This is a genomic window from Kitasatospora sp. NPDC059462 (assembly GCF_042749955.1).
Classification (GTDB): Bacteria; Actinomycetota; Actinomycetes; order Streptomycetales; family Streptomycetaceae; genus Kitasatospora.
The window spans coordinates 1-4,215 of the sequence record NZ_JBHYUU010000335.1; the positions used below are offsets into that span (position 1 = coordinate 1).

At 77.1% G+C, this 4,215-nt stretch carries 4 protein-coding genes; all 4 read right to left on the reverse strand.

Annotated features, from left to right (window positions below; genetic code table 11):
- Positions 1–1,053, reverse strand: a 1,053-nt coding sequence (locus ACFXAM_RS38005) for an AraC family transcriptional regulator (protein WP_380298427.1), incomplete at its 3' end; no start/stop codon positions are given.
- A 78-nt stretch (positions 1,054–1,131) separates the two neighbouring features.
- A complete protein-coding gene (locus ACFXAM_RS38010; RefSeq protein ID WP_380298429.1) occupies positions 1,132–1,902 on the reverse strand; it encodes an HAD hydrolase family protein in 771 nt (256 codons plus the stop codon).
- A gap of 199 nt (positions 1,903–2,101) precedes the next feature.
- The gene (locus ACFXAM_RS38015) at positions 2,102–2,965 is read right to left on the reverse strand and encodes an NmrA family transcriptional regulator (protein WP_380298431.1); all 864 of its coding nucleotides are present in this window, start codon (positions 2,963–2,965) and stop codon (positions 2,102–2,104) included.
- Between the two features lie 123 nt (positions 2,966–3,088).
- A complete protein-coding gene (locus tag ACFXAM_RS38020; RefSeq protein WP_380298433.1) occupies positions 3,089–3,901 on the reverse strand; it encodes a putative protein N(5)-glutamine methyltransferase in 813 nt (270 codons plus the stop codon).
- Positions 3,902–4,215 lie beyond the last annotated feature (314 nt).

The following is a 4,215-nucleotide window of genomic DNA, read 5'->3' on the forward strand; positions in this document are numbered from 1 at the left end:
CGCAGCGTCTCCCCCCACCCCCACCCCGGCGCCCGCCCGGGCGGCCGCCGCCTCGCCGGCGGCCAGGCCCTCGGCCACCGTGCCGTCGACCGCCGGCCCGTCCGCCGAGGCGGCCAGCCGGCGGTGTTCCTGCGGGGTCAGCCCCCGCACCCGCTTGAACGCGGTGCTGAGCGCGAACGCGTCGCCGTAGCCGACCCGCCGGGCCACCGCCGCGACGGTCAGCCCCGGATCGCGCAGCAGGTCGGCCGCCACCGCCAGCCGCCAGTTCGCCAGGTAGGCCATCGGCGGCTCGCCGACCAGCGTGCTGAACCGCCGGGCCAGCCCCGCCCGGGAGACCCCGACCTCGGCGGCGAGCGCCGCCACCGTCCACGGCCGGGCCGGATCGTCGTGCAGCAGCCGCAGCGCCGGGCCGACCACGTCGTCGGTCTGGGCCCGCAGCCAGCCGGGCGCATCGGCGTCCGGGGCGGCCAGCCAGCCCCGCAGCACACCGACCACCAGCAGGTCCAACAGCCGGTCCAGCACCAGTTCCTGGCCGGGCTCGGCCCGGGTGACCTCGGTGGCGAGCAGCCGGACCAGGGTGTCCTCGGTGGTGTCGGCCCCGGCCGGCCGCACCAGCAGGGTCGGCAGGTGGGCCAGCAGCCGGCGGCCGATCTCGTGCTCGGCCAGGTAGGTGCCGGTCAGCATCACCGACGGGCGTTCGTCGCCGGGCCGGGTCTCGCCCCAGGTCCGCACCCCGAGGGCCATCGAAGTGGCGACGCTGACGCCGTCCTTGGAGCAGATCTGCCCCGGGCCGATGACGATCTCCGGCTCCGTCCGCAGGTCGTCGGCGAGGGTGTAGGCGTCGGGTCCGCGCAGCAGCGCCAGGTCCCCCGGCCGCACCAGCACCGGCTGTCCGCCGTCGGGCAGGATCCACGCGTCGCCGTCCAGCATGGTGATCAGCGACAGCGGTGCGCGGTCCTCGATCCGCAGCGCCCACGGCGTGCTGAGGACGGAACGGAGCACGAACGCGCCCCGGGCCTTGGGGCCGTCGAGCAGCCCGGTCAGGGTGTCCATGGCCGACAAGCCTACGAACCGCCGGCCCGGGCGATCAACGACGGGCGCGGGCGGGGGCCGCCGCACGGCGGGGGCGGGTCAGGCCGCGGGCGTCGCCCCGGCCAGCCGGAGGATCTCGGCGACGACGGCGGCCGGGTCGGGTGCGACGGTGACGGCGGCGACGCCGTCCAGGCCCGGGTGGGCGCCGACCCGGACGCCGTGGCGCGCGTGGCGCAGCAGGTCGAGGTCGTTGATGTCGTTGCCGAAGGCGTCGTACCGGTCGATGCCCAGCGAGGCCAGGGCCTCCCACTTGGTGGTGGCACCGGGAGCGAAGTCGATGATCGACTCGTCGAGGTGGTGGTTGACGGTCATCCCGAGCACGCGGCCCGCCTCGGCGAGGGCGGCCGGGTCGGTGGCGTCGACGACGAGGAACTTCACGACGGCGGGGAGGTCGGCGAGGTCCACCCGGCGGGCGAGGCGGCCCTGGTCGACACGGCCGAGGATCGGGTGGCCGGCCGGCCCGGTGTAGGCGTAGTCCCAGGGGCCGTCGGCGAGGTAGCCCGCCCGGTACCGCTCGGCCTCGACCAGCAGCTTGCCCAGGTCACCGGCGTCGAACGCGGCCCGCGCCCGGACCCGGCCGTCGACGGACACCAGGCTGCCGTTGCCGCCGATCAGCGTGGCGGCGGGGAAGGCGCCGTCCAGGACGGGCAGGAGGTCGCGGACCGGCCGGGCGGAGGCGAAGACCAGCCGGTGGCCGGCGCGTTCGCAGGCGGCGAGGGCCGCGAGGATCCGGCCGTCGATCGTCCTTCCGTCGAAGCAGAGCGTGCCGTCGATGTCGAAGACCGTGGTGCGGGCGCTGGAAATGATCATCGGTTGATCGTATCGGGCCCGTCAGACCCGTCAGACCCGTCAAACCCGGCGGTGGCGGCGGTGGCGGCGGTGGCGGTTCCGGGGGCGGTTCCGGTGGACGTGGGCGGGCTCCCGGGGTGGTCGGGCCGGCGGCCCCGGGATCCGCGGGTGACGCGCGGATCCCGGGCCGGGCGGCGACCGCCGGGTGCGGCGGGGTGGTTCAGACGTTCCAGACGCCGGTCGCCGCGGCGGCGCGGGCGTAGTCGGCAAAGTCCCGCGGCTCCCGGCCGAGCGCCCGCCGCACGCCGTCCGCCAGATGGGCGTTGCGGCCGTCCAGGACCATCGTGAACAGGTCGGCGAACTCCCCCGGCAGACCGACCGTCTCCAGCACCGCGCGGTACTCCTCGACGGTGACCGGGGTGAAGCGGATCCGCCGCCCGGTCGCCGCGGACAGCTCGGCGGCGACGTCCGCGAAGGAGAGCAGCCGCGGGCCGGTCAGCTCGTAGACCTCGCCGTGGTGGCCGTCCTCGGTGAGCGCCGCCACGGCGACGTCCGCGATGTCGTCCGCGTCGACGAACGGCTCGACGGCGACGCCGGTCGGCAGCGCCAGCTCGCCGGAGAGCACCGGCTCCAGGAAGAAGCTCTCGGAGAAGTTCTGCGAGAACCAGGCGCAGCGGACCACGGTCCAGCCGGTGCCGGCCGCGGCGACCGCGGCCTCGGCGGCCTGCGCGGCCTCCTCGCCACGGCCGGACAGCAGCACCAGGTGCTCGACGCCGGCCTTGGCGGCGCGGTGGGCGAAGGCCTCGACGGTCCCGACGGCGCCGGGCAGGGCGAGGTCGGGGTAGTAGGCGAGGTAGGCGGCGGTGACGCCGTCGAGGGCGGCGTCCCAGGTGGAGTCGTCGGCCCAGTCGAACGGGACCGGCGCGGTGCGCGAGCCGATCCGGGCGGTGTGGCCGAGCGCGGTGAGGCGCTCGGCCACGCGCCGGCCGGTCTTGCCGGTCCCGCCGGTGACCAGGACGGTCCGGGCGGCGGCCGCGGTGGTGGAGGTGCTGGACTGCTGGACGCTGGTGGTGTTCTCGTTCATGGGCATCAGTCAACTCCGCGCGCCGGCGCCCGGACATGGTCGTCGCGCTCAGCCGCATGTGCGCGCGTCCACGGCCGCGGGGCCCGGGCCGGAGCCGAGGCGGAGGAGAGGCCGGGGCGGGTCCTACCGCCGGGCGGTCGCGCCGGACGGGCGGGTGGCGGTGACCACGGTGGCCTCCAGGTCGTCGTCGTGCGCGAGCGCGGCGCTCAGGCCGACGGCGGTGGCCACCCCGAGGGCGGCGCCGGCCTGCTGGTCGCTGGTCTCGAAGAGCAGGGCGCCGCCCGGGGCCAGCCAGTGCGGGGCGTCGGCGGCCACCCGGCGCAGCACGTCGAGACCGTCGGCCCCGCCGTCCAGCGCCGGACGGGCCTCGTGCAGCCGGGCCTCGGCCGGCAGCAGCGCGAGGTCGGCGGTCGGCACGTACGGGACGTTGGCGATCAGCACGTCCACCCGGCCGCGCAGGGCGGCCGGCAGGGCGGCGAAGAGGTCGCCCTCGGACACCTCGGCGCCGGTCGCGGCGAGGTTGCGGCGGGCGCAGCGGACGGCGGCCGGATCCAGGTCGGAGGCGTACAGCCGGACGCGGTGGCCGGCGGTGGCGGCGAGTGCCGCGCCGAGGGCGCCGGTGCCGCAGCACAGGTCGACCACCAGCGCGTCCGCGCGGACCAGCGCGGAGGCGCGGCGGGCCAGGAACTCGCTGCGCCGCCGGGGCACGAAGACGCCGGGGTCGACGGCGATCCGCAGGCCGGCGAACTCGGCCCAGCCGGCGACGTGTTCGAGCGGGCGGCCGGCGGCGCGGTCGCGGACCATGGCGGCGAGTTCGGCGGGCGTCGTGGCGGCGGAGAGCAGGATGCGCGCCTCGTCCTCGGCGAAGACGCAACCGGCGGCGCGCAGCCGGGAGGTGACGGCGGAGCGGAGGGAGGCGGACGGGTGGACAGGCAAGGGAACCCCTCGGAGCACAGGTGGGAGGACGTCGTCCGACCCGGGGCTCCCGCGCAAGCGTCACCGGACGGCGGACGGTCCCGCGCGCTCCGGACGCCCACCGGCGCTACGGCCTGGCGTGGTCCTGCACGAGGGTGTCGCGGTCGCGGCCGGGGAGCACCCGTTCCGGCACAGCGGTCATGGGTTCTCACCTCCCCGTTTCTACGCGTACTGCTGCGGCGCCCGTCACCCTACCGCACCCGCCACGCGGCCGCGCCCCGCCGGACCACCGGACCGCCGGACCGCCGGAAAGGCGCCGCCCCGCCCTCCCGTGC